The following is a 23,670-nucleotide window of genomic DNA, read 5'->3' as shown; positions in this document are numbered from 1 at the left end:
ACGCGCAAGAAAATCGGGCGCGCGCTCCGCGGAGCGTGCGCCCGATGTCCTGCGGTACCGCAGCGCGCGGACCGCGTCCGCGCCGCTGTTTGCTTTTGCCTGCTGCTACTTCTGCGAGGGGCGGGCGGCCTCGGCGCGGGCGAGCACGGCGTCGACCGCCGCGTCCTCCTTGGCCTTGTTGGCGCCGCCCTGGCTCTTCACGATCGTCACGACGAGGGCGATGAAGAACGCGGCCATCACGATGGGGGGCACGAGCGCGGAAACGTAGTCCATGGCCCCCAGCGTAGCTACCCGGCGGCCAGGTCCGCCCCGGGGGGCGGGGCGGGCTTGCGGCGCGGCGGGAAGACCTCGCCGGGCGTCGGTACGGGCCGCTCCGGCCGCGACGGCCCCTTGGGTGCCGGAGTGGGGGCGGGCCCGGGTGCAGGGGCGGGCGCGGGCCGCGAGGGCTCGTCCTTGTCCTTGCCGCCGGCCAGGGCCAGCAGCCGGGTGCGGGGGGCCGGGGTGGTGGTCAGCCGGCGCCGTACGGAGCGTTCGGCCACGGCCTGGCAGCGGTCGAGCACCGCCGAGGCGACCGGATTGCCGCGCAGGGCCCGCAGGGCGGCGAGGTCGTCGGAGGCGGGCTCGTACCCCGCGGCCAGGGCGTCCTGGAGCAGCTCCAGGTATCCGGAGAGGCTCCCGGGCAGGGCGCCCCGGTAGCGGGCCAGGTCGGCGAGGAGGAACTCTCTGAGCCGGCCCGCCTCCTGGACCGCGTCGTCCACCGACTGCGCGAGGCGCAGGCAGTCCTGGACCTCGGAAGCCGTCAGGGGGGCCGAGGAGGACGGGAGGGCGAGGGCGAGCGTTCGCCTGAGCAGGTGCAGCTCGGCGGCGCTGAACGCCATGCCGCCGCGGGATCCGTAAGGCGTGGGCATGCGCCGAAGATACGCGCTAATCGGACAAAATCCCCTGAGGGGCGCGATTCCGGCGCGGCGGGTGCGGGGCGGCCGGGGTGTCCGCGGCGCCCGGGCCGTCCGACGTCTTGACGGCGTCCAGGAAGGCGGTCCAGGCGGCCTGGGTGGTGGCCAGAACCAGGTGGGCCGGGTCGGCCCGGTCGGCCACCCGGACGAGGTGGCCGGGGGCGGCGGCCACGTACACGCAGGCCTCGCCCTCGCCGCAGTACGAGGACTTCCGCCAGGCGGGTTGAGCGGTCATGGAGTGTCTCCTCCGGTCGACGGCGCAGGTGCTTCCCGTGGCAGGACGGTAACGCCGAGTGGGCCGCGTACCGGCGATTTCCGTGAAATCCGCCCCGTCATGCCCCCGCCGCGCGCCCGGACGCCCCTGCCGTGCGGGGCCGGAAACGGCGCCCCCGCCCACGCTTCCCGGCCACGGCTCCCGCCCGGCTCCGCCTCTGCCCTCGGACCGGGGTCAGGGGTGGAGGCGGGCGGTGAAGGCCTCGGCGGCCCGGTGGACGTCCTCGGGGGTCCAGGTGAGGCCCGGGGCGGTGACCTCCAGTTCCGTCACGGCGATGCCGGGCGCGCCGCCCTCCGCCGACCAGGTGCGGAACAGCACCGTGCCGGTGTCCTCCGCGAGCCCGGCCGCCGCCTCCGTCAGCCGGTCGGCCTCGTACGGCAGCCACACCTGGAACTGGTGCGTGTGCGGGACCTGCGGGTGGATCCGGAACCACGGGAGCCCGGCCGCGGCGAAGGCCGAACCCAGCTCCCGGGCGACCATCCGCGCCTGGGCCACGTACGAGGGCAGCAGCGGCAGCTCCCGCTCCAGCCCGGCCAGCGCCGACAGCGCCTGCGGGAACTGGCGGAAGACCTGGCCCCCGTACCGGTGCCGCCAGACCCGGGCCTCGGCGATCAGGGAGGACGGGCCGGCCAGGGCCGCCCCGCTCAGCCCGCCCAGCGACTTGTAGAAGGACACGTACACGGAGTCCGCGAGCCCCGCGATCTCCGGCAGGCTCCGGCCGAAGTGCACGGTGGACTCCCACAGCCGGGCCCCGTCGAAGTGCACCACCGCATCGCGCTCCCGGGCCGCCTCCACGAGCGCCTCCAGCTCCTCCCACGAGGGGAGCAGGAAGCCCGCGTCCCGCAGCGGGAGCTCCAGCATCAGCGTGCCGAAGGGCTCCGGCAGGTCCGTGACCTCCGCGGCCGTCGGCTGGCGTGCCTCCGACGTCGGATGCACCGTGCGCAGACCGGAGACCAAGGGCAGCGCGCCGCCCTCCCAGCGTTCCGGATGGCTCATCGGGTGCAGGGCCACCACCGGGTTCCCGGTCCGCCCCGCCCAGCAGCGCAGCGCCACCTGCTGGGCCATCGTCCCCGTCGGGAAGAACGCCGCCTCCTGCGTTCCGAGCAGCTCCGCCACCCGCCGCTCCAGGAGGCCCACCACGCCGTCCCCGTACAGGTCGCCCGGCTCGTCCGGATCGGGAACGTCCAGCCCGGTCAGCTCGGCCATCAGTTCCCCCGCCGTCGGCTCGCGCAGACTGCGGGAGAGCATCCGCTCGGCCCCGCGCCCCGCCGCGACCAGCCTCTTCCTCAGTGCCTCGTTGCCGCTCATGGCCCTGATCATCGCCGACCGGCCCGTACGCCCAGGGGCTAGCATGGCGGCGTATCGTCCGGTACCCCCCGCGGACTGGAACGGAAGGCCCTCCCCGCGTGAACGCACCCCCACAGACGGAGCCACGGGATCCGTCCGACCGCCCTGCCCGGCTCACCGTCGGCGTCGTCGGCGCCGGCCGGGTCGGACCCGCGCTGGCGCGTGCCCTCCAGCAGGCCGGGCACCGGCCCGTCGCCGTCTCGGGCGTCTCCGACGCCTCGCGCCGCCGGGCCGAGCGGATGCTGCCGGACGTGCCGCTGGTACCGCCCGCCCAGGTGCTGGAGCGGGCCGACCTGGTGCTGCTCACCGTGCCCGACGACGCACTGCCCTCCCTCGTCGAGGGCCTCGCCGGAACCGGGGCCGTCCGCCCCGGCCAGCTCCTCGTCCACACCTCCGGGCGCTACGGGACCGCGGTGCTGGACCCGGCCCTGCGCGCGGGTGCGCTCCCGCTGGCCCTGCACCCCGCGATGACCTTCACCGGCACCGAGGTCGACGTCCAGCGCCTGGCGGGCTGCTCGTTCGGCGTCACGGCCCCCGAGGAGCTGCGGCTGGCCGCCGAGGCCCTCGTGATCGAGATGGGCGGGGAGCCCGAGTGGATCGCCGAGGAGGCCCGCCCGCTCTACCACGCGGCGCTGGCCCTCGGCGCGAACCACCTGGTCACGCTGGTCGCCCAGGCCATGGAGCTGCTGCACAAGGCCGGTGTCGAGCACCCCGACCGGATGCTCGGCCCGCTCCTCGGCGCGGCCCTGGACAACGCCCTGCGCTCGGGCGACGCGGCATTGACCGGGCCGGTGGCCCGCGGGGACGCCGGTACGGTCGCCGCGCACGTCTCACAGCTGCGCGAGCACGCCCCCGGCGCGGTGGCCGGATACCTCGCGATGGCCCGCACCACCGCCGACCGGGCCCTCGCGCACGGTCTGCTCAAGCCCGAACTCGCCGAGGACCTGCTCGGGGTCCTGGCCGACAGCGCGAACGGCGCGGAAGGGAGCACGGACCGGTGAGCCGAGACCTGACCCGGGATCCGGCCCGCGATCTCCTGTTGATCGACACCGCCCGGGAGCTGGCGGGGCTCCCGCGCTCCGGCGCCGGCCCCCGGGCCGTCGTCATGACCATGGGCGCCCTGCACGAGGGGCACGCCACCCTGATCCGTACGGCCCGCGAGCAGGCGGGACCGGACGGCCAGGTCGTGGTCACCGTCTTCGTCAACCCCCTGCAGTTCGGGGCGAACGAGGACCTCGACCGCTATCCCCGCACCCTCGAAGCCGATCTGGTGATCGCCCGCGGCGCGGGCGCGGACGCCGTGTTCGCCCCCGCCGTCGACGAGGTCTACCCGGGCGGCGCACCCCAGGTGCGGATCAGCGCGGGGCCGATGGGCGAGCGGCTCGAAGGGGCCACCCGTCCGGGCCACTTCGACGGCATGCTGACCGTCGTCGCCAAGCTGCTCCACCTCACCCGCCCGGACCTGGCCCTGTTCGGCCAGAAGGACGCGCAGCAGCTGGCGCTGATCCGGCGGATGGTGACCGACCTGAACTTCCCCGTGGAGGTGGTCGGCGTACCGACCGTCCGCGAGGAGGACGGGCTCGCGCTGTCGTCCCGCAACCGCTACCTGTCCGCGCAGGAGCGCCGTACGGCCCTGGCCCTGTCGCGCGCCCTGTTCGCCGGCCAGGACCGCCTCGCCGCGCAGGCCGCGCTGCTCGCCCGCGCCGAGGCCGCCCCGGCCAGCGACGAGCGGGCCACCGCGCTCGCCCGGCTCGGGGAGATCCGCGCCTCCGCCGACGCGCACGCCGTGTCCGCGGCCTGCGCCGCCGGCACCGACCTGCCGGAGGGCGTACGGGCGGCGGCACGCCACGTGCTGGAGGAGGCGGGCCGGCACGAGCCGCCGCTGGTCTTGGACTACCTGGCGCTGGTGGACCCGCAGGACTTCACCGAGGTCGGCCCCGACTTCACCGGGCAGGCCGTGCTGGCCGTCGCCGCGAAGGTCGGCACGACCCGGCTGATCGACAACATCCCATTGGAGTTCGGAGCACACACGTGAGCACCCCTGGCACCAGCGCCGCAGGCACCGGTCCTGCCGGTTCCGGCACCGGTATACGGCTGCACGCCCCCGCCCCCGGCTGGGCCGTCGAAGCCGACGTCGTGGTCGTCGGCTCCGGCGTCGCCGGCCTGACCGCCGCCCTGCGCTGCGCCGCCGCGGGCCGCCGTACCGTCGTGGTCACCAAGGCCCGGCTGGACGACGGCTCGACCCGCTGGGCCCAGGGCGGCATCGCCGCCGCGCTCGGCGAGGGCGACACCCCCGAACAGCACCTGGACGACACCCTGGTCGCCGGCGCGGGTCTGTGCGACGAGGCCGCCGTACGGCTCCTGGTGACCGAGGGCCCCGATGCGGTGCGGCGCCTGATGGCCGCCGGCGCCGTCTTCGACACCTCCGCCGAGACCGGCGAGATCGAGCTGACCCGCGAGGGCGGCCACCACCGGCGCCGGATCGCGCACGCGGGCGGCGACGCCACGGGCGCGGAGATCTCCCGGGCCCTGGTGGAGGCGGTGCACGCGGCCGGCATCGAGACCGTCGAGAACGCGCTGGCCCTGGACCTGCTCCAGGACGCCGAGGGCCGGACGGCCGGCGTCACCCTGCACGTCATGGGCGAGGGCCAGCACGACGGCGTCGGCGCCGTCCACGCGCCCGCCGTGATCCTGGCGACCGGCGGCATGGGCCAGGTCTTCTCCGCCACCACCAACCCGTCGGTGTCCACCGGTGACGGGGTGGCGCTCGCGCTGCGCGCCGGGGCGGAGGTCTCCGACCTCGAATTCGTCCAGTTCCACCCGACGGTGCTCTTCCTCGGCCCGGACGCCGAGGGCCAGCAGCCCCTGGTGTCGGAGGCGGTCCGCGGAGAGGGCGCACACCTCGTCGACGCGGACGGCGTGCGCTTCATGGTGGGGCAGCACGAACTGGCCGAGCTGGCCCCGCGCGACATCGTCGCCAAGGGCATCATGCGGCGCATGCAGGAGCAGGGCGCCCGGCACATGTACCTGGACGCCCGGCACTTCGGCGCCGAGATGTGGGAGCAGCGCTTCCCGACCATCCTGGCGGCGTGCCGCGCCCACGGCATCGACCCGGTGACGGAGCCGATCCCGGTGGCGCCCGCCGCGCACTACGCGTCCGGCGGCGTCCGCACCGACCTGCACGGCCGGACGACCGTCCCGGGCCTGTACGCGTGCGGCGAGGTGGCCTGCACCGGCGTCCACGGCGCGAACCGGCTCGCCTCCAACTCCCTGCTGGAGGGCCTGGTCTTCGCCGAGCGCATCGCCGAGGACATCGTCGCGCACGCCCCGTCGGGCACCGGCCCGGTCGTCCCGGAGCCCTCGACGGGCCCGCTCCAGCCGGCCGAGGCCCGGTACGAGGTCCAGCGCATCATGACGGAGGGCGCGGGCGTGCTGCGGTCCGCGCAGTCGCTGGCCGGCGCCGCGACGGCGCTGGAGGACCTCTACCTCGCCGCCCTGAACGGCCTGGAGACCCACGGCAAGACCGCCGAACCGGGCGTGGACACCTGGGAGGCCACCAACCTGCTGTGCGTGGCCCGGGTGCTGGTCGCCGCCGCGCAGCGGCGGGCGGAAACCCGCGGCTGCCACTGGCGCGAGGACCACCCCGACCGGGACGATGCCGCCTGGCGCCGCCACCTCGTCGTGCGGCTGTCGCGCACCGAGAAGCGCGCCCTGGTCGTCACCACCACCGACTCCGCGGGCTTCCCGCCCGTACAGCACCCGTACCCCGAGCACCCCCTGAGCCAGGAGCAGTCATCGTGAGCACCCCCGAACAGCACGACCACGAGCACGGGCACGCGGAGCTTCCGCTGCTCGACGAGTCCGCGGCGGGCGGCGGCTGCGGTGACGGCTGCGCCTGCGGTGACGGCGAGGAGAGCGGCCTGGACCCGGCGCTGGCGCAGCTGCTGGCCGACTCCGGACTGGACCCGATCGAGGTCGAGGACATCGCCCACATGGCGATCTCCGAGGACCTCGACGGCGGCGTGGACGTGACCACCGTCGCCACCGTCCCCGAGGACGCGGTGGCGTACGCGGACTTCACCGCGCGCGAGGCCGGCACGGTCGCCGGTCTGCGGGTCGCCGAGGCGGTGCTCTCGGTGGTCTGCGAGGACGAGTTCGAGGTCGAGCGGCACGTCGAGGACGGCGACCGGGTGCGGCCCGGCCAGGTGCTGCTGACGGTGAAGGCCCGGACCCGGGACCTGCTGACGGGCGAGCGCAGCGCGCTGAACCTGCTGTGCCTGATGTCGGGCATCGCGACGGCGACGCGCACCTGGGCCGACGAGCTGGAGGGCACCAAGGCGAAGGTCCGCGACACCCGCAAGACCACGCCCGGCCTGCGGTCGCTGGAGAAGTACGCGGTGCGCTGCGGCGGCGGCGTCAACCACCGGATGTCGCTGTCGGACGCGGCGCTGGTCAAGGACAACCACGTGATCGCGGCCGGCGGTGTCCGGGAGGCCTTCCAGGCGGTGCGCGAGCAGTTCCTCGACCTGCCGATCGAGGTCGAGGTGGACACCCTCCAGCAGGTCCGCGAGGCCCTGGACGCGGGCGCGGACCTGATCCTGCTCGACAACTTCACCCCGATCGAGACCGAGGAGGCGGTGGCGCTGGTGCACGGGCGGGCGCTGCTGGAGTCCTCGGGCCGCCTGACGATGGCCAACGCCCGCGCGTACGCCGAGACGGGCGTCGACTACCTCGCGGTCGGCGGGCTCACGCACTCGTCCCCGATCCTGGACATCGGCCTGGACCTGCGCGAGGAGCGGTAATGCTGCTGACCATCGACGTCGGCAACACGCACACCGTGCTCGGCCTGTTCGACGGCGACGACATCATCGAGCACTGGCGCATCTCCACGGACCCGCGCCGCACGGCCGACGAGATGGCCGTGCTGATGCAGGGTCTGATGGGCATGCACCCGATGCTCGGCAGCGAGCTCGGCGACGGCATCCACGGCATCGCGATCTGTTCGACGGTGCCGTCGGTGCTGCACGAGCTGCGCGAGGTCACCCGCCGCTACTACGGGGACGTCCCCGCGGTCCTGGTCGAGCCGGGCATCAAGACGGGCGTCCCCATCCTCATGGACAACCCGAAGGAGGTCGGCGCGGACCGCATCATCAACGCGGTCGCGGCCGTGGAGCTGTACGGGGGCCCGGCCATCGTCGTGGACTTCGGCACGGCGACGACCTTCGACGCGGTGTCCGCGAAGGGCGAGTACGTGGGCGGGGTGATCTCCCCGGGCATCGAGATCTCGATGGAGGCGCTCGGCGTACGGGGCGCCCAGCTGCGCAAGATCGAGCTGGCCCGGCCGCGCAACGTGATCGGAAAGTCGACCGTCGAGGCGATGCAGTCGGGCGTGGTCTACGGCTTCGCGGGCCAGGTCGACGGGGTCGTCACCCGGATGGCGAAGGAGCTGGCGGGTCCGCACGGCGACCCGGACGACGTCCGCGTCATCGCGACGGGCGGCCTCGCGCCGATGGTCCTGGGCGAGTCCTCGGTGATCGACGACCACGAGCCGTGGCTCACTCTGATCGGCCTGCGCCTGGTCTACGAGCGCAACGCGCCGAACTTCGACTGAGGCCGGCGCCGCCTCCCGTGCTGCCCGGTCCGGGTCAGGAGGCGGCGCAGGGCGGCGTGCCAGGGGTGGCCGGCCGGGCGGCCGTCCAGGACGGCCCGGAACTGCTCGTGGGCGCGGGCGGCCCGGAAGACGGCGACGTCGTCCCGGCCCGGCGGCGGGGGCATCGGTTCGCCGTGCCGGGACGCCCGGTAGGTGTCGAGGAGGTACTGCTCGATGGCGGTCATGCCTCCACCCTCGCCCCGTCGGCGGGTGCCCGCACGACGATTGGCCGTCCCCGTCAATCGGACGGTGTCCGTGCTGGTCGCAGCGGTGCGCCGGGGAGAATGGGGCGATGAGCGTCACCATCGACATCGCCGGGCTGCCCGTCGAGCGGATCACCTTCGCGCCCTCCCCGCTCGCGGAGCTCTGCATGGCCCTGCACGCGCTCTCGCAGCCAGCCCACCACCCGGGCCTCGCCTCGTGGACCACCGCGACCGCCGCCGCGCTCGACCGCAGCCTTGCGGAGCGGCTGCTCGAAGCCGAGTTCATGTGGCGCAGTTCGTTCTCCGACATCTTCATGGCCTTCGCCGGGGTGCCCGGCGGGACCGGGCGGCCCGCCGCGACGCTGGCCGAGGAGCTCGACGTACTGGACCGGATGGATGACGAGCGGTTCGTGATGGCCGCCCTGGAGCACTGCTGGCTGGCGCTCTACAACGAGGGCGGCGGTCCGTCCCCGCTGCGGGACCCGGCCGCCCGGGCGAAGGCCCTGGAGGTGGCGGCCGCGCGCGGTCCGCGCCAGTTGGAGTTCTCGGTCCGGCTGCTGGACGACACCGCCGCGATGCGGGTGTGGCTGCGCCGGCTGCTGGAGGACTGCGACGAGGCCTTCTTCGCGGAGACCTGGCAGCGGATCGAGGCGCAGCAGGGCGCCGACGCCCGGCACAAGACGCAGGTGCTGCGGCGCAAGGGGCTGGCCGCCGTGCTCCAGGAGGTGTCCCCGGCGCTGAGCGTCGACGAGCACCACACGGTGATCACCGCCGACAAGATGGTCAACGGCTCGGCCACGGCCACCGATCCGGCGGCCGGCCGCGGGCTGGTGTTCGTGCCGACCCACTTCGGCTGGCCGCACCTGCTCGTCCTGCACGCCCCCGGCTGGATGCCGGTGGTCCACTACCCGCTCGGCTCGCCCGGGCTGCCCGCGCCCGGTTCCGTGGAGCTGCTGCAGCGGCGGATGGAGGCGCTGGCGCACCCGATGCGGATGCAGCTGTGCCGGAGCCTGGCCCGGGCCCCGTACACGACGAGCGAGCTGGCGACGGTGTACGGGATCACCGCCCCGGAGGTGTCCCGGCACCTGTCGGCGCTGAAGAAGGCCGGGCTGCTCCACACTCGGCGCCAAGGCCGGTACGCCCAGCACCAGTTGGACCTGGCGGCGGTCGCCCGCATCGGATCCGACTTCATCGAGGGCATCCTCCGTTAGGCCCCCGACCGGTTGCAGGCAGCGCAGATTGACCGATATACGGATTTCACGAACCGGAATCAGTGAAAGCTATGGCCAGATCGGCTTCTGCGTCTATAGCGTGCGTCCACCGCTCGCCGTTTGCCTGCTCGCATCTGTCGTGGAAGGAACTTCATGCCCTCACGCCGTATAGCCGCAGCCACCGCCGCCCTGGCAGCCGCGGCCCTCGTCTCCCCCCTGCTGCTCGCCGGCCCCGCCGGAGCCGCAGGCAGCCCGCAGAGCGACGCCGCACGGGGTGACGCCCTGGCCAGGAAACTGGTCAAGGACGCGACCGGCAAGGGGGCCTTCAACCACCTGAAGGTCCTTCAGTCCATCGCCGACTACAACAACGGCACCCGGGTGGCCGGCTCCAAGGGCCACGTGCAGTCCGCCCAGTACGTCGAGGCCGTCATGCGGGCCGCCGGCTACAAGGTGACGAAGAACGAGTTCGAGTTCGTGTACGTCGAGACGATCGCCGAGACCCTCAAGGTCAACGGTGCGGCGGGGCGCGACGTCCCGCTCAAGCTGATGACGTACACCGCGAGCGGCCCGGAGGGCGGCGTGACGGCCCCGCTCGCCGTCGCCCCGGTCGACGCGGACGGTACGAACGGCTGCGAGCCCGGCGACTTCGCCGCGGGCGCCTTCACCGGCAGGATCGCCCTGATCAAGCGCGGCGGCTGCACCTTCGCGGTCAAGCAGGCCAACGCCGCCGCGGCGGGCGCGGTCGGCGCGGTCATCTACAACAACACCGAGGGCGCCCTCAACGGAACCCTGGGCGACCCGAACGCGGGCAAGGTCCCGACCGGTGGCGTCACCAAGGCCGAGGGCGAGCGGCTCGCCGCCGAGGCCGCGGCCGGCCCGGTCGAGGTCACCCTGGACGTCCGGGAGCTGCGCGAGAACCGCAAGACGTACAACGTCGTCGCGGAGACGCGGGGCGGCGACGAGAACAACACCGTCTTCCTCGGCGCCCACTTGGACTCGGTCTCGGCGGGCCCCGGCATCAACGACAACGGCTCCGGCTCGGCCGGCATCCTCCAGGTCGCCCAGCGTCTCGCGAGCAGCCAGAACAAGATCAAGAACAAGGTCAAGTTCGCCTGGTGGTCGGCGGAGGAGTTCGGCCTGCTCGGTTCGGAGGCGTACGTGGGCGGGCTGACGCCGGAACAGAAGAAGCAGATCAGGCTGTACCTGAACTTCGACATGATCGCCTCGCCGAACGCCGCGTACTTCGTCTACGACGGCGACGACTCCGACCACGTCGGCTCGGGCCCCGGCCCCGAGGGCTCGGCGCAGCTGGAGAAGGGCATCACCGACTTCCTCGACGCGCAGAAGATCCCGCACGAGGGCTCCGACTTCACCGGCCGTTCCGACTACGGCCCGTTCATCGAGGCGGGCATCCCGTCCGGCGGTACGGACACGGGCGCCGAGGGCATCAAGACGGCGGCCCAGGCCGCGAAGTTCGGCGGCCAGGCCGGGATCGCGTACGACGTGAACTACCACGGCAAGGGCGACACGATCGCGAACATCGACCAGAAGGCCCTCGACATCAACGTGGACGTCATCGCGAACGCCGTCGGCCACTACGCCTTCGACCTGGCCCCGCTGTCGCAGCCGGTCGTCGCGAAGCCGACGGACGGCGGCGCGGGAGCCGGCGGCGGCCTCCGCGAGGGCCACGGCCACGACGTCACCGAATAGCCCCACGGAGCGAGGGGTGCGCCGCGCGGGGCTCGGCCCGGCGCGGCGCACCCGGTTCGGCCCGGGCCGGCGGTGGGCCCGGTCAGCCCGGCCAGGGTGCGGTGCCGACCGGCTGGACCAGCCACAGGAAGTCCCCCAGCCCGCCGCGCGCGGTGAGTTCCGCCGCCTCCCCCGCGGAGGCGAGCGCGCGGACGTACCCCGCCGGGTCGGAGGAGGCCAGGGCCAGCGGGGGCCGGGCCCCCGAGACGCCGAGCAGGCCCAGCGCCTCCCGCTGGCTCAGCAGCGCCGACCCCGGCCCCGCGCACGCGTCGAGCGCCACGTGCGCGGTGACGTCGCAGCTGCCGTCCGGCACCGGCCGCACCTCCCGGCCTCCGCGGAACCCGGCCAGCGTCCCGTGGGGAGGCCGGGCACCGCGGATGTGGGCGTAGTCCACGGCCACCGCCAGCCCCCGCTCCAGCGTCGCGACGGCCGCCGCCCAGGCCTCGTCACGCGGCCTGCCGATCTCCGCGCGCCCCTCGGACCGGGCGTCCGGCCACCACCGCTCCAGCCAGGCCCGGTCCGGGCCGTCCACCTGCGGGCCCGGGCTCTCCGTACCGTCGGGCGCGACCAGCACGTAGCGCCCGTCCTGCACGACGTCCACGGGCACGTTGTCCAGCCACTCGTTCGCGAACAGCAGACCCCTCGTCCCCCCGGGCGGCTCCGGCACCCACCGGATCCGCGCGTCCAGGCCGTCCGGCCGCCCGGCGCGCTCCACCGCGTACGGCCGCACCCGCTGCGCGACCTGCGCGGGCAGCGCGGCCAGCACCCCGGCCAGCAGCTCGCCCCGCCCGGCGCCGACGTCGACCAGGTCGAGGTCCTCGGGGTGACCGAGCTCGGCGTCCACCCGTCGCAGCAGCCGCGCCACGGCCCCCGCGTACAGGCCCGAGGCGTGCACCGAGGTGCGGAAGTGCCCGGCGGGTCCCGGCCCGCCGGGGCGCACGTAGAAGCCGTCGGGCCCGTAGAGCGCCCGCTCCATTGCCGTGCGCCAGCGGACGGGCCCCGCCCCTACACCCCGAGTGCTCTGCGTGCTCATCCCCCACAGGCTAAGGGCGCCCTCCACCTTGCGGAGTACACCCCGGTCACGAGGTTCGCACCTGTGGTTGACTCCGGCACCCATCGGCGTTGCCTACGCTGGGTTACGTGCAGCGCCTCTACGACTTCCTCCGCAGACACCCGACGGGCGTCGACAGTTTCTGGGCTGTCCTCCTCGTCGGGATCGCGATGCTGGAGGTCGCCGAGCCCGGCCCCGCGGGCGCCGCGCCCCGTTTGGTCGCCCTGCCCTCGGTGCTGGCGATGGGCGCCGTCGTGGCCCTGCGCCGCAAGTGGACCGTGCCCATGTTCTGGCTGGCCGTCGGCACCGGCGTCTACCAGCTGCTGACCGGCACCGACGTGCACGCCGGGGACTTCGGGATGCTGGTCGTCCTCTACACGGTCGCCGCCTCGGCCGAGGTCTCGCGCCGGCTCTCCCGTACGGCCTTCGCCATCGGGCTGACCGCCTCCCCGCTGTACGCGCTGCGCTTCCACGTGGACAAGGGCGGCACCACCGACAACGTCTTCTTCACCCTGTTCGCCATCGTCCCCTTCGCCCTCGCCTGGGTGCTCGGCGACTCCCTGCGCACCCGCCGCGCGTACTACGCCCAGCTCGTCGAGCGCAACCAGCGCCTGGAGAAGGAGCGCGAGGCCCAGGCCAAGGTCGCCGTGGCCGCCGAGCGGGCCCGGATCGCCCGCGAGCTGCACGACGTCGTCGCGCACAACGTGTCGGTGATGGTGGTGCAGGCCGACGGGGCGGCGTACGTGATGGACGTGGCGCCGGACCAGGCCAAGGAGGCCCTGCAGACCATCTCCGGCACCGGCCGCCAGGCGCTGGCCGAGATGCGCCGCCTGCTCGGCGTGCTGCGGACCGGCGAGCCGCAGGAGTCCGAGGACTACGTGCCGCAGCCGGACGTCGAGCAGATCGAGGTCCTCGTCGAGCAGGTACGGGCGGCGGGTCTCGCGGTGGACTTCGAGGTCGAGGGCGCCCCGCGCCGGCTGCCCAGCGGTGTGGAGCTCACCGCCTACCGGATCGTCCAGGAGGCGCTGACGAACACGCGCAAGCACGGCGGCCCCGACGCGAAGGCCAGCGTCCGGCTGGTCTACTTCGACGACGGGCTCGGGCTGCTGGTCGAGGACGACGGCCGGGGCGCGGCCCACGAGCTGTACGAGGACGGCGGCGCCGACGGTGCCGGGCACGGGCTGATCGGCATGCGGGAACGGATCGGTATGGTCGGCGGAACCCTGGACGCGGGCCCCCGCCCGGGCGGGGGCTTCCGGATCAGCGCCCTGCTCCCGCTCAAGAAGAAATGACGAGGTCGAGGTAACTGATGTCCATCCGAGTGATGCTGGTCGACGACCAGGTGCTGCTGCGCACGGGTTTCCGGATGGTGCTCGCCGCCCAGCCGGACATGGAGGTCGTCGCCGAGGCCGGTGACGGCCTGGAGGCGCTGGAGGTGCTGCGGGCCACGAAGGTGGACGTGGTGCTGATGGACGTGCGGATGCCGAAGCTGGACGGGGTGGAGGCGACGCGGCGGATCTGCGAGCGGCCCGAGCACCCCAAGGTGATCATCCTGACCACCTTCGACCTGGACGAGTACGCCTTCTCGGGCTTGAAGGCGGGCGCGAGCGGCTTCATGCTGAAGGACGTTCCGCCGGCGGAGCTGCTGGCCGCGATCCGCTCGGTGCACAGCGGCGACGCGGTGGTGGCCCCGTCCACGACCCGGCGCCTGCTGGACCGGTTCGCCCCGCTGCTGCCGACCGGTACGCAGGAGCCGCAGAACAAGGAGATCGAGCGGCTGACGGAGCGCGAGCGGGAGGTCATGCTGCTGGTCGCCCAGGGCCTGTCGAACGGCGAGATCGCGGGCCGCCTGGTGCTGTCCGAGGCCACGGTGAAGACGCACGTGGGCCGGATCCTGACGAAGCTCAGCCTGCGCGACCGGGTCCAGGTCGTGGTCCTCGCCTACGAAACGGGCCTGGTCCGCGCGGGCGGCGGCGCCGCGGGCTGAGCCCGGCCCGCACCGGCCGGGCCGTCCGGGCCGGTGGCCGGGGCGAGGCCCGTACCGCCGGGCGGGGGACGAACTGCGAGGAGGGACCGTGACCGAACGCAAGCCCCCGGGCGTCAGCGTGGAGTCCTGGGTGGACCGGCAGATCAGGGAGGCCGCCGAGCGCGGCGAGTTCGCGGACCTGCCCGGCCTGGGCAAGCCGCTGCCCTCGCTCGACGCCCCGTACGACGAGATGTGGTGGATCAAGGAGAAGATGCACCGCGAGGGCTTCGCGGTCCTGCCGCCCGCGCTCGCGCTGCGCAGGGAGGCCGAGGACGCCCTGGAGGCGGTCTCGGCGGCGCGCTCCGAGCGCGAGGCCCGCGCGATCCTCTCCGAGATCAACGAGAAGATCCGCGCGGCACTGCGCAGGCCGCCGCCCGGCCCGCCCCTGGGCCTCACCGAGTTCGACGTCGAGGAGGTACTGGCGGCCCGGCGCCCCGGCGGCCCCCGCGGCATCGGCCCCGGCACCGGCCCCGGCCCGGGCCCCGGTTAGAGCGAGCCGGGCCTCAGGTCATCCACCGGTCCGGGCGGGCGTCCGCTCGGGAGGTGCGGGAGAGGGACGCCTGGGCCGTCAGCAGGGCGGCGGCGTCGGCCGTCGCCCGCAGCCGGGCGGTGACCGTGCCGTTCGCCCCGGTGTCCACGTGCACGTCGGCCACCCCGCACACCCGCTCCCAGGGGCCCTGGCTCAGCCGCACGCTCTGCACCTTGGCGTGCGGGACGATCTCCGTACGGCGGCACAGGCGCCCGCTGCGCGCGGCGAACACCTCGGCCGAGACGGCCACCGCGTAGCCCTTCCACCACACCGGGACCACCCACCGGGCCCCGCCGGGGGCGGGCGCGAAGCCGAGGGCCGCGAGGTCCACGCCCGGCAGCACCCGGGCGATCACCGCCTGGGCGGCGGCCCGCGTGGCCACCGGGACCAGGACCCCGTTCTTCGAGCCGGCCACGGCCAGCTCCACCCGGACCCAGCCCCGGCGCCGCCACAGCAGCGGCTCCACGATCCGCACGCTCTGCACCCGCCCGGGCGGCACCGTCTCGTGGGCCCGGTCCAGCAGTCCGTGGTCCAGGCGCAGCCCGTCCGGGGACTCGGCGACCCGCCAGTCGTACTCGGCCAGGAAACGGCCGGCGGTGCCCGCCCAGACCCCGCCCAGGACGGGCAGCAGGGTGCCCAGCGCCACCCACGGGTTGTCGCTGACCCACCACACCAGCACAGGAGCGGCCAGGCCGACGGCGACCGCCGCCCACACGGAGAGGGTGAGGGCCAGCGAGCCGAGGAGTTCACGGGGGCGGACGCGGAGCAGTTCGTGCTCCGGGGCCTCGCCCACGGCGGCGGCCCGTTCGGGCGCGAAGCCCGCCGCCCGGGCCAGCAGTTCGGCGCGCAGCGCCACCGCCTCCCGCTCGCCGAGGAAGGCCAGCTCGTCCTTGTCGCCGGTGCCGATGACGTCGAGCCGGAGCTTGGCGACGCCGGCCAGGCGGGCCGCGAGGGGGCGGGTGACGTCGACGGCCTGGATACGGTCGAGGCGGATGTGCGCGGTGCGGCGGAAGAGGAGCCCGCTGCGGATGCGCAGCTCGGTGTCGGTCACGGCGTAGTGGGTGAACCACCAGCTCAGGAACCCGTACAGGCCGAAGAGCAGGAGCAGTGCGGCCGCCCCGGCGGTCCGCTGGGCGGTGGACAGCTCCGCCAGCCACTGCGCCGCCCGCTCGCCCTGGTGGCCGGCCGCGCCGAGGAGCGCGGCGATCGGCACCCAGGCGCGGCGCAGCGGGGTGAGCACGTGCAGCCGCCGCTCTCCGGCCGCCGCGGCCGCGGGGTCGCCGCTCACAGCCCCGCCGACCTGGCCTCGCCGAGCTCCGTCAGCCGGTCCCGCAGCCGCTCCGCCTCGGCCGGCGCCAGCCCGGGGATCTTGGCGTCCGTCGCCGCGGCCGCCGTGTGCAGCTGGACGGAGGCCAGCCCGAAGCGGCGCTCCAGCGGGCCGGAGGTGACCTCGACCAGCTGCATCCGCCCGTACGGGACGACGGTCTGGGTCCGCCACAGCACCCCGCGGCTGATCAGCAGGTCGTCCGCCCGCTCGGCATACCGCCAGGACCGCCAGTTGCGGCCGAGCAGCACCCCTCCCCAGGCCGCGACGGCGAGCCAGACGAGCCCGCAGGCCGCCCAGGCGGGCCCGGCCAGCAGCCCGGGCACCAGGGCGGTGACGGCGGTCAGCGGCACCGTCCACAGCACCAGGAGCAGACGCCTCAGCCGCAGCAGTCCCCCGGGCAGCCCCACCCACTCGGGGCGGCTCGTCTCACCCTCTGTCCCCGTTTCCATGCCTTCACCCTAGGGCTGAGACAATGCGGCCATGACGGAGACCACGGTCGGCATCGGCGGTGCGGCGGAGAGCACCGACATGGTGCTCAACATCGGACCGCAGCACCCTTCGACGCACGGCGTGCTGCGCCTGCGCCTCGTCCTGGACGGCGAGCGGATCGTCAGCGCCGAGCCGGTCGTCGGCTACATGCACCGCGGCGCCGAGAAGCTCTTCGAGGCCCGCGACTACCGCCAGATCGTGATGCTCGCGAACCGCCACGACTGGCTCTCCGCGTTCTCGAACGAGCTCGGCGTGGTCATGGCCGTCGAGCGGATGCTCGGCATGGAGGTGCCCGAGCGGGCCGTGTGGATGCGGACCCTGCTCGCGGAGCTGAACCGGGTGCTGAACCACCTGATGTTCCTCGGCTCGTATCCCCTCGAACTGGGCGGAATCACCCCGATCTTCCACGCGTTCCGCGAGCGTGAGGAGCTCCAGGCCGTCATGGAGGAGATCTCCGGCGGCCGGATGCACTACATGTTCAACCGCGTCGGCGGCCTCAAGGAGGACCTGCCGGCCGGCTGGCTCGGCCGGGCCCGCGCGGCGATCGCCGACGTGCGCACCCGCATGGACGTGTACGACAAGCTGGTCCACGGCAACGAGATCTTCCGCGGCCGCACCCGCGGCGTCGGCGTCCTGTCCGCGGAGGCCGTCCATGCGTACGGGGTCTCCGGGCCGATCGCCCGTGCCTCCGGGGTCGACTTCGACCTGCGGCGCGACGAGCCCTACCTCGCCTACGGGGAGCTCCAGGACGTCCTGCAGGTGGTCACGCGCACCGAGGGCGACTGCCTGGCCCGGTTCGAGTGCCTGCTGGACCAGACCCACAACTCCCTCGACCTCGCCGTCGCCTGCCTGGACCGGATGGACGAGCTGCCGCCCGGCCCGATCAACCAGCGCCTGCCGAAGGTGCTGAAGGCGCCCGAGGGGGCCACGTACGCCTGGACCGAGAACCCGCTCGGCATCAACGGCTACTACCTGGTCTCGAAGGGCGACAAGACCCCGTACCGGCTGAAGCTGCGCTCGGCGTCGTACAACAACATCCAGGCCCTGTCGGTGCTGCTGCCCGGCCAGCTGGTCGCGGACATGGTGGCGATCCTGGGCTCGCTCTTCTTCGTCGTCGGGGATATTGACAAGTAGCGGTCAGGAGCCGGGGAGTTGTCAGTGGGAGCCCCTACTCTGCGGGGATGACCCCAGAGATATCCGACGGCTACCTCCGGCGGCTGGGCCTCGCCCGGCCGCCGCGTCCCACCGTCGCGGCGCTGTTCGCACTCCAGCGCGCGCACCTCGAACGCATCCCGTACGAGAACGTCGACATCCAGCTCGGCCGGGCGCCCGGCATCGACCCCGAGCTGTCGGCGCGCCGCTTCGCCGCCGGGCGCGGCGGGTACTGCTTCCACCTCAACGGCGGGTTCGCGCTGCTGCTCGAAACCCTCGGCTACGAGGTGACCCGGCACCTCGGGGGTGTCCTCGGCGCGGCGGACCGCGAGCGGCGGGACGTCAGCGGCGACCACCTCGCGCTGACGGTACGGGCGGAGGGCGAGGAGTTCTTCGTCGACGCCGGGCTGGGTGACGGGCCGTACGAGCCGCTGCCGCTGCGGGCGGGGACGTACCGGCAGGGCGGTTTCACCTACGAGCTGGCCCCGCTGGAGGACGGCGACGGGGGCGGCGGGGCCGGCTGGCGGTACGTCAACGACGGCGGCCCCTGCCCGGTGGTCAACTTCCGCTCGGCGCCGGCCGTCACGGCAGACTTCGAGGCCGAGCACCTGCGGCTGTCGACCTCCCCGGACTCCGGTTTCGTGCGGACCCTCGCGCTGCTGCGCCGCGACGCGACGGGCATCGACGTGCTGCGGGGGCGGGTGCTGAGCCGGATCGAGCCCGGGAAGGAGACGAGCGAGCAGGTCCTGGACGCGCCCGAGGAGCTCTGGGCGGTCGTGGGCGGGGTGTTCGGGCGGGAGCTCGACGATCTGACGCCGGTGGACCGGGCGGCGCTGTGGGCCGCGGTGTGCCGGTCCCACGAGGCGTGGCTGGCCGACCGCGCGGGCAGCGCCGTCGGCTGACGCCGGCGGCGCGGGTACGGGCGGCGGTCCGTCGGACGTTGTCGGTGCGGGGGTGCAGACTGGGGCCATGTCCCACTCCCCCAGACGGGCCTGCCCCGTATGCGGGCGCGACTGCGCCGTGACCGCCGGCCGGATCGCCCGCCACGACCCTCCCGCCGGGCGGGGCCGCGGCGATCTGGTGTCCTGTCCGGGCTCCCGCGCGCGGGTGGTGCTCGGCGCCTCCGCACCGACCCTGGACGGCTTCGTACTGCCCCCGCATCCGGGCCAGTTGCCGCTGTTCTGAGCCCAGTACGCACCTGCGCGGCGCCGAGTACCGCGCGGGTCCCCGTACCGCCCGCGGCTGACGGTCCCCGCCTATCCCTGAACCGGGTTCCCCAGCAGCTGCACCAGCCGTGAGCTGCTCTCGCCGCCGAAGCCGGCGTCGACCCCGCGCCGGTACAGCTCGGCGTGCGCGGCGAGGATCCCGGTGTCGACGCCCGAGTCGGCGGCGGTGTGCAGGATGTGCTCGACGCTCGCGGCACACATGGACAGGCGCTGGGCCCGGCCGGCGTGGTCGTCGGCGTCGAGGGCGGCGGCGCTGTGGGTGTAGAAGCCCCGCAGGCTGTCCGCCGTGTACCCCGCATACGGCAGGATGTCGGCCGCCGTCAGCCCGTTGGCGCGGGCGACGGCGACGGCCTGGTACCAGCCGGTGTACGCCGTCCAGAACATGATCATGTTGAGCTGGTAGTAGAGCTGCGCGTAGCCCGGGTCCTCGCCCCGGTAGTCGGTGGCGGCGAGCACGTCGAGCGTCTCGCGGTGCTCCGCGTACGCGCGCTGCGGACCGCTGACGAAGATCGAGGAGCCCTCCTGCCCGATCCCGGCGGGCGGCACGTTCACACCGCCGGTGAGGTACGAGGCGCCGCGCGCCGCCGCCCACTCGGCGGCCTTGCGCGCCTTGTCCGGGACGTCGGAGGACAGGTTGGCCAGGACCCTGCCGTCGAGGTCGGCGTCCGCGAGGACCGGGTACATGGCCTCGACGTCGATGAGGCTGAGGACGGCGAGGGGGCCGGCGGCGACGGCCTCCGCGGCGGAGCGGGCCCGCCGGGCGCCGCGTCCGACCAGGTCGGCGTCCTTGCCGGGGCTGCGGTTCCAGACCGTGACCTCGTACCCCGCGTCGAGGTAGGCGGCGGCCATGGCGCGGCCCATGGGGCCGAGGCCGATGACGGTGACCGCGGCTTTGGCGCTGCTGCTGCTCTGCTGCATGGCGGAGTTCTCCTGGATCCGGTGGCATGGCGAGGGCGGTGCGGTGGCACGAAGCCGACGCTGTGACAGAACTAGAACGAGCGCTCTATCCAGCGCTCGGGGCCGACCGTAGCACGGACTAGAACGAGCGCTCTATCCAATTGCGGAGGTAGGATCCGGCCCATGACAGCGACGAAGCCCGAACTGGGGACGCGCGAGCGGCTGGTCCGCACGGCCTCCCGCCTCATGCAGCACGGCGGGTACGAGAACACCCCGGTCAAGCAGCTCGTCCGCGAGGCGGAGGCCACCCTGGGCTCCCTGTACCACTTCTTCCCCGGCGGCAAGCAGGAGCTGGCGGTCGCCGCGCTCCGGTACGGGGACGCCGAGTTCGCGGAGCTGCTGAGGGCCGGACTCGCCGCGCAAGCCGACCCGGCACGGGCCCTGGAGGAGGTCACGGTCCTGCTGGCCGACGCCCTGGCCGCCTCGGACTGGCGGGACGGCTGCCCGGTGACGGCGACGGCCCTGGAGACGGTCGGCCGCCTGCCCGAACTGCAGGCCGCCTGCGCGCAGGCCTTCGCGCACTGGCAGGAGCTGGTGGCGGCGAAGCTCCTGGCCTCGGGCTGGCCGGAGCCGGAGGCCCGCGACCTCGCGGTGACCGTCGTGAACACGCTCGAAGGCGCGGAGATGACCGCCCAGGTCACCCGGAGCCGGACCCCGCTGCTGCTGGCCGGCCGTCACCTGGCCCGGCTGGTGGGCTCGTACGCCCCGTGAGGAACGAGGGCGCCAGGACTACGAGATGGCGGTGCGCAGCCGCGCGACGTCGATCGGCTCGGTCTCGTCGTGGGCCGTCAGGTCGATGACATTGCCCGGCGCGGCCTGCTCGGGAGCGGGCTTGAACCCCGGCTCCCCGGCGGCCTGCTCGCTCTCCGCCTTGTGGACCGCGAGGGCCTCGGCGCCGACCACGTCGGCCAGGTCCTCGTTCTGCACCGACTCGATCGCCGCCCGGGCCTGCGCCGCGTTCTTCGTGCCGAAGAAGTCGAAGCCGCCCTCGGCGCGGGACGCCCGCCGCGGGCCCGCGTACGGGGCCACGGTCGCCGCCTGCCGCCGCGCCGGGACCGCGGAAGGAGCGGGAGCGGAGAGGGCCGGAGCGGAGAGGGCCGGAGCGGCCGCCTGCTCCGCCCGGCGGGCCAGGGCCACCAGCGCCGCGTGGGCGCGGGCGTAGCCGACCGAGGTGGGCGCGCCGCTCGACGTGCGCTCCTCGGAGACCGGCGGGAGCTCCTTCGGGGCGGCCGGGGCCGCCGCGGCCTCGATGGCGAGCAGCCGGCGGCCCTCCAGGGCGCTGGCCCGCTCGGTCTCGGCGGTCGCGTACCGCCGCAGCAGCGCCGCGTGCTCGCCCCGCAGCCCCGCCAGTTCGACCCGCTTGGCCCGCAGCTTCGCGTCGAGCTTGGCGCGCAGCATCCGGGCCTCTTCGAGGTCGGATTCGAGCTCGGCTATGCGCTCTTCGGTCTTCCACTCGTCCTTGACCCGCTCCCGGGCCAGCTCCGCGACGCGGCGCCCGGCCGCGCGGTCCCAGGCGCGCATGACGACGGCGCCCGCGACACCCGCGGCGGCCGTGGCAGCGACGAGCAGCCGCAGCGCCACGGGGTCCGCGAGCAGCCAGGCCACTGCCGCGCTCGTGAGGGAGACACCGGCCACGGTCGTCGGCGTGAGCAACCGGTGCAGGGGTTCGGGATTGCGGTGGCGTCCACGGGGCATGGCCTGAAATTTACAGGGCGTGGAGGTCGAGTGGGGTAACTGCCCGGCAATCTGTAGCCGGGCAGTTACCTGTCATTTCTCCATCAAACCGGTAGCTACTCCTACTTCAGCAGGCCCTTCGCCTTGAGGTAGGCCTTGGCGACGTCCGCCGGCTTTTCCCGCTGGGCGTCCACGCGGCGGTTCAGGTCGACGAGGTCGGCGGTCGTGAGGACCTTGGTCAGCTTGTCGAGTGCCGCGGCGACCTCGGGGGAGCCGGCGTCCTCGGCGTTGACCACCGGCAGGACGTTGTCGGCGTTCTGCAGCTTCTTGTCGTCCTCCAGCAGCCTCAGGCCGAAGCCGTCGAGGGTGGCGTCCGTGGTCGTGGTGAGCGCCAGCTGGTCGACGCCGTCCTTCACGGCCTGCTTGGCCTGGGGTGTGCCCACCCCCTTCGGGTCAATACCGGAAACGTCGATTCCGTATGTCTTCTTCAACCCGGGAGCACAGAAGGGCCGTACGGCGCATTCGTCACCGGCCGCGATCTTCACCTTCAATCCCGACCCACCAAGATCGGAAAGTGTCTTGAGGTTGTTCTTCGCGGCGAATTCGGCCGACACCGCGAACGCGTTCTGGTCGACCGCCGGCCCCGCCGGCAGCACCTTCAGCCCGAGCGGCGCCGCCAGCTTCTCCAGGGCCGACACCGTCGCCGCCACGTCGCTGGAGGCGACCGGCTTCTCCTGCGGCGCCTTGGGGCCGTTCACCTTGGCGTTGAGGAACTCCGCGAGGGTGGCCGCGTACTCCGGGACCACGTCGATCTCGCCCTTCTCCAGCGAGGGCTCGTACAGCTCCCGGTTGTTGACCGTGTGGATCGACGTGCTGTAGCCCGCGTCCCGCAGCACCTGCGCGTACAGCTCCGCCAGCACGGTCGACTCGGTGAACCCGGCCGCGCCGATCACCAGCTCGCCCTTGCCGGACCCGGAGCCGGACCCGGCCGAGGCGCCGCCGCCCGCGTCCTTGCTCTTCTCCAGGCTGTCGCCGCCGCACGCGGTCAGCGAGACGGTCAGGGCCACCGCCCCCAGGGCCGCGCCGAGGACGCGCGTGGACTTGCTCATGGTTGCTCCTCCAAGGGAGATGGGATGACAGGGACAGAGGGTGACCGGCGGGCCGGGAGGGGCCGGCCGGGCAGGTCTCAGCGCCCCGCCGGGCGCGGGAAGAGCCGGTCCGCCGCCACCAGCACGCCCTCCACCAGCAGGGCCAGCGCCGCCACCAGCAGGGCTCCCGCGACGACCTGCGCCGTGTTGTACGTGTTGAAGCCCGCCGTGATGATCCGGCCGAGGCCGCCCTGCCCGACCATCGCCGCGATGGTGGCCGTGGCGACCACCTGGACGGCGCCCGAGCGCAGCCCCGTCATCACCAGCCCGCGCGCCAGCGGCAGTTCCACCCGCCAGAACAGCTGGCCCCCGGACATCCCCATGCCGCGGGCGGCCTCCACCACCGAGCGGTCCACCTCGCGCATGCCCACGTACGCGTTGGTCAGCAGCGGCGGGACGGCGAAGAGCACGAGCGCGACGACCGTCGGCAGGTAGCCCGCGCTGCGCAGCGGAGAGACCATGAACAGCGCCAGCACCGCGAAGACCGGTACGGCCCGCCCGGCATTGGACACGTTCACCGCGAGGGCGCCGCCCTTGCCGAGGTGGCCGAGCCACAGGCCGATCGGCAGCGCCACCGCACAGGCGAGACCGAGGGCGAGCCCGCTGACGTAGACGTGCTCGCCGAGCCGGTGCCACACGCCGTTCTCCCCGGACCAGTTGGCGCCGTCCGCCAGCCAGTCCCAGGCCCCTGACAGCGCACCCAT

At 74.0% G+C, this 23,670-nt stretch carries 26 protein-coding genes; 14 read left to right on the top strand and 12 right to left on the bottom strand.

What is annotated here, in order from left to right:
• Positions 1–105: 105 nt before the first annotated feature.
• From ABZ128_RS07535 to ABZ128_RS07520, 4 genes are all read right to left on the bottom strand, one after another.
• On the bottom strand, positions 106–273 hold the full coding sequence (locus tag ABZ128_RS07535; protein ID WP_356846652.1) for a hypothetical protein: 168 nt from the start codon (positions 271–273) through the stop codon (positions 106–108).
• Between the two features lie 14 nt (positions 274–287).
• Positions 288–908 carry a hypothetical protein gene (locus ABZ128_RS07530; RefSeq protein WP_356846650.1) on the bottom strand — a complete coding sequence of 207 codons (621 nt, stop codon included), beginning with the start codon at positions 906–908 and terminating at the stop codon, positions 288–290.
• A 16-nt stretch (positions 909–924) separates the two neighbouring features.
• Entirely contained in the window at positions 925–1,188 is a 264-nt protein-coding gene (locus tag ABZ128_RS07525; protein WP_356846649.1) for a DUF397 domain-containing protein, read from the bottom strand.
• Between the two features lie 213 nt (positions 1,189–1,401).
• Positions 1,402–2,535, bottom strand: a complete 1,134-nt coding sequence (locus tag ABZ128_RS07520) for a beta-eliminating lyase-related protein (protein ID WP_356846647.1) — start codon at positions 2,533–2,535, stop codon at positions 1,402–1,404.
• Positions 2,536–2,633: 98 nt separating this feature from the next.
• Here ABZ128_RS07520 and ABZ128_RS07515 point away from each other — a divergent pair, with 98 nt between their 5' ends.
• The 5 genes from ABZ128_RS07515 to ABZ128_RS07495 are packed head-to-tail and all read left to right on the top strand — an operon-like array spanning position 2,634 to position 8,185.
• Positions 2,634–3,575, top strand: coding sequence for a DUF2520 domain-containing protein (locus ABZ128_RS07515; protein ID WP_356846645.1), 942 nt, complete (start codon positions 2,634–2,636; stop codon positions 3,573–3,575).
• A 35-nt stretch (positions 3,576–3,610) separates the two neighbouring features.
• The gene (panC, locus tag ABZ128_RS07510; protein ID WP_356846705.1) at positions 3,611–4,609 is read left to right on the top strand and encodes a pantoate--beta-alanine ligase; all 999 of its coding nucleotides are present in this window, start codon (positions 3,611–3,613) and stop codon (positions 4,607–4,609) included.
• Positions 4,606–6,375 (top strand): L-aspartate oxidase, encoded by a 1,770-nt coding sequence (locus tag ABZ128_RS07505; protein WP_356846644.1) that lies wholly within the window; start codon positions 4,606–4,608, stop codon positions 6,373–6,375. Before panC ends, ABZ128_RS07505 begins: the two co-directional genes overlap by 4 nt.
• Positions 6,372–7,376 carry a carboxylating nicotinate-nucleotide diphosphorylase gene (gene nadC, locus ABZ128_RS07500; RefSeq protein WP_356846643.1) on the top strand — a complete coding sequence of 335 codons (1,005 nt, stop codon included), beginning with the start codon at positions 6,372–6,374 and terminating at the stop codon, positions 7,374–7,376. The genes ABZ128_RS07505 and nadC overlap by 4 nt, the downstream gene beginning before the upstream one ends.
• Entirely contained in the window at positions 7,376–8,185 is an 810-nt protein-coding gene (locus tag ABZ128_RS07495; protein WP_356846641.1) for a type III pantothenate kinase, read from the top strand. Before nadC ends, ABZ128_RS07495 begins: the two co-directional genes overlap by 1 nt.
• On the opposite strand, the gene ABZ128_RS07490 is transcribed toward ABZ128_RS07495, so the two are convergent.
• On the bottom strand, positions 8,155–8,409 hold the full coding sequence (locus ABZ128_RS07490; protein WP_356846640.1) for a hypothetical protein: 255 nt from the start codon (positions 8,407–8,409) through the stop codon (positions 8,155–8,157). The two genes, ABZ128_RS07495 and ABZ128_RS07490, sit on opposite strands and share 31 nt — an antisense overlap.
• Before the next feature lie 107 nt (positions 8,410–8,516).
• Here ABZ128_RS07490 and ABZ128_RS07485 point away from each other — a divergent pair, with 107 nt between their 5' ends.
• Positions 8,517–9,638, top strand: coding sequence for a DUF5937 family protein (locus ABZ128_RS07485; RefSeq protein ID WP_356846638.1), 1,122 nt, complete (start codon positions 8,517–8,519; stop codon positions 9,636–9,638).
• 153 nt (positions 9,639–9,791) lie between these two features.
• Positions 9,792–11,348: a M28 family metallopeptidase gene (locus ABZ128_RS07480; protein ID WP_356846636.1), complete on the top strand. Its 1,557-nt coding sequence runs from the start codon at positions 9,792–9,794 to the stop codon at positions 11,346–11,348.
• A gap of 82 nt (positions 11,349–11,430) precedes the next feature.
• Here ABZ128_RS07480 and ABZ128_RS07475 read toward each other — a convergent pair whose 3' ends face one another.
• A complete protein-coding gene (locus tag ABZ128_RS07475; protein WP_356846634.1) occupies positions 11,431–12,420 on the bottom strand; it encodes an SAM-dependent methyltransferase in 990 nt (329 codons plus the stop codon).
• A 107-nt stretch (positions 12,421–12,527) separates the two neighbouring features.
• Here ABZ128_RS07475 and ABZ128_RS07470 point away from each other — a divergent pair, with 107 nt between their 5' ends.
• The 3 genes from ABZ128_RS07470 to ABZ128_RS07460 all read left to right on the top strand — a co-directional run bounded on the left by ABZ128_RS07470 (position 12,528) and on the right by ABZ128_RS07460 (position 14,954).
• Positions 12,528–13,730, top strand: a complete 1,203-nt coding sequence (locus ABZ128_RS07470; protein ID WP_356846633.1) for a sensor histidine kinase — start codon at positions 12,528–12,530, stop codon at positions 13,728–13,730.
• A 17-nt stretch (positions 13,731–13,747) separates the two neighbouring features.
• On the top strand, positions 13,748–14,425 hold the full coding sequence (locus ABZ128_RS07465) for a response regulator transcription factor (RefSeq protein ID WP_356846632.1): 678 nt from the start codon (positions 13,748–13,750) through the stop codon (positions 14,423–14,425).
• An 88-nt stretch (positions 14,426–14,513) separates the two neighbouring features.
• Positions 14,514–14,954 carry a DUF1992 domain-containing protein gene (locus ABZ128_RS07460; RefSeq protein ID WP_356846631.1) on the top strand — a complete coding sequence of 147 codons (441 nt, stop codon included), beginning with the start codon at positions 14,514–14,516 and terminating at the stop codon, positions 14,952–14,954.
• 13 nt (positions 14,955–14,967) lie between these two features.
• On the opposite strand, the gene ABZ128_RS07455 is transcribed toward ABZ128_RS07460, so the two are convergent.
• The gene (locus ABZ128_RS07455; RefSeq protein ID WP_356846629.1) at positions 14,968–16,281 is read right to left on the bottom strand and encodes a PH domain-containing protein; all 1,314 of its coding nucleotides are present in this window, start codon (positions 16,279–16,281) and stop codon (positions 14,968–14,970) included.
• Positions 16,278–16,769, bottom strand: a complete 492-nt coding sequence (locus ABZ128_RS07450) for a PH domain-containing protein (RefSeq protein WP_356846628.1) — start codon at positions 16,767–16,769, stop codon at positions 16,278–16,280. The genes ABZ128_RS07455 and ABZ128_RS07450 overlap by 4 nt, the downstream gene beginning before the upstream one ends.
• A 31-nt stretch (positions 16,770–16,800) precedes the next feature.
• On the opposite strand from ABZ128_RS07450, the gene ABZ128_RS07445 reads away from it, so the two are divergent.
• From ABZ128_RS07445 to ABZ128_RS07435, 3 genes are all read left to right on the top strand, one after another.
• Entirely contained in the window at positions 16,801–17,943 is a 1,143-nt protein-coding gene (locus ABZ128_RS07445) for an NADH-quinone oxidoreductase subunit D (protein ID WP_356846627.1), read from the top strand.
• Between the two features lie 47 nt (positions 17,944–17,990).
• Positions 17,991–18,863, top strand: coding sequence for an arylamine N-acetyltransferase (locus tag ABZ128_RS07440; RefSeq protein ID WP_356846626.1), 873 nt, complete (start codon positions 17,991–17,993; stop codon positions 18,861–18,863).
• A gap of 67 nt (positions 18,864–18,930) precedes the next feature.
• Positions 18,931–19,146 (top strand): hypothetical protein, encoded by a 216-nt coding sequence (locus ABZ128_RS07435; protein ID WP_356846625.1) that lies wholly within the window; start codon positions 18,931–18,933, stop codon positions 19,144–19,146.
• Between the two features lie 71 nt (positions 19,147–19,217).
• Here the strand turns inward: ABZ128_RS07435 and ABZ128_RS07430 are convergent, their stop codons facing one another.
• A complete protein-coding gene (locus ABZ128_RS07430) occupies positions 19,218–20,105 on the bottom strand; it encodes an NAD(P)-binding domain-containing protein (protein WP_356846624.1) in 888 nt (295 codons plus the stop codon).
• A gap of 162 nt (positions 20,106–20,267) precedes the next feature.
• On the opposite strand from ABZ128_RS07430, the gene ABZ128_RS07425 reads away from it, so the two are divergent.
• Complete coding sequence (locus ABZ128_RS07425; RefSeq protein ID WP_356846623.1) at positions 20,268–20,855, top strand: TetR/AcrR family transcriptional regulator; 588 nt, start codon at positions 20,268–20,270, stop codon at positions 20,853–20,855.
• An 18-nt stretch (positions 20,856–20,873) separates the two neighbouring features.
• Here the strand turns inward: ABZ128_RS07425 and ABZ128_RS07420 are convergent, their stop codons facing one another.
• The 3 genes from ABZ128_RS07420 to ABZ128_RS07410 all read right to left on the bottom strand — a co-directional run bounded on the left by ABZ128_RS07420 (position 20,874) and on the right by ABZ128_RS07410 (position 23,670).
• Entirely contained in the window at positions 20,874–21,839 is a 966-nt protein-coding gene (locus ABZ128_RS07420; RefSeq protein ID WP_356846622.1) for a hypothetical protein, read from the bottom strand.
• A gap of 101 nt (positions 21,840–21,940) precedes the next feature.
• The gene (locus ABZ128_RS07415) at positions 21,941–22,927 is read right to left on the bottom strand and encodes an ABC transporter substrate-binding protein (protein WP_356846620.1); all 987 of its coding nucleotides are present in this window, start codon (positions 22,925–22,927) and stop codon (positions 21,941–21,943) included.
• Positions 22,928–23,004: 77 nt separating this feature from the next.
• The gene (locus ABZ128_RS07410) at positions 23,005–23,670 is read right to left on the bottom strand and encodes an ABC transporter permease (protein WP_356846619.1); all 666 of its coding nucleotides are present in this window, start codon (positions 23,668–23,670) and stop codon (positions 23,005–23,007) included.

The organism is Streptomyces sp. NPDC006326 (genome assembly GCF_040612915.1).
GTDB lineage: Bacteria > Actinomycetota > Actinomycetes > Streptomycetales > Streptomycetaceae > Streptomyces.
The sequence above is the reverse complement of the archived record's forward strand: the minus strand, read 5'-3'. Positions and strand labels throughout refer to the sequence as shown.